Source organism: Lawsonibacter hominis (assembly GCF_014287895.1).
Taxonomy (GTDB): Bacteria; Bacillota; Clostridia; order Oscillospirales; family Oscillospiraceae; genus Lawsonibacter_A; species Lawsonibacter_A hominis.
Window position 1 is genome coordinate 1 of sequence record NZ_JACOPP010000103.1, and the last position, 594, is coordinate 594.

2 protein-coding genes are annotated in these 594 nt (G+C 56.4%); both read right to left on the reverse strand.

What is annotated here, in order from left to right; genetic code table 11:
• Positions 1–269 (reverse strand): ERCC4 domain-containing protein (locus H8S57_RS16980; RefSeq protein ID WP_369807661.1); only part of this gene is annotated, 269 nt, incomplete at its 3' end.
• Between the two features lie 35 nt (positions 270–304).
• Positions 305–594, reverse strand: a 290-nt coding sequence (locus H8S57_RS16985; RefSeq protein ID WP_369807662.1) for a hypothetical protein, incomplete at its 5' end; no start/stop codon positions are given.

A 594-nucleotide genomic window follows, 5' to 3' on the forward strand; every position in this document is an offset into this window, starting at 1 on the left:
TCCACCAGGAGATAGAGCTTGGCCCCGGCCTGCTTTGCCCGCTCAAATTCCCGGGTAAAGCGAGGCCGGTCTTTGCAATAGCAGTTGGCCAGCTCATCCAGCCCAAGCTTGCGTTCGATTGCGACGCTGTCTGACAGATCCAGCGCATCGCAGCAGGCGGAATAATCCCCAAAGCTTAACGCCTTCCGTTCGTGCGGATAGCCCATCTGCCGCAGCCTGCGCCGTGCCATGAGCGTATCCTGTTCCCTGGAGTCCACCCATATCTTCATGGACTTCAGGGCAACCGCAACGTCGCAGGGATCCATTAGTGGTTGACCCAGGGCAGGTCGTCATCATCGTCCGGGAGCGGGCTTGAAGCGCTGAATGCCGATTTCCCGTCAAGCGGCTTATCCTTCGGGGTCTTAAATTTGCCGCTTCGGATGCTCTGTGCATCGGTCAGGGAGCAGCACTGAGTTGTCCACCCGGTTTTCCCATTCATTTCCCATTCCTTGTTCCGGAACAGGACGCCAACCAGCTTGTCCTTTAATTTCGCCTCGTCAAAGTCGAAATGGTATCCTGGATTGCTCTCCTCCAGAGACCACATGACGTTGGAAA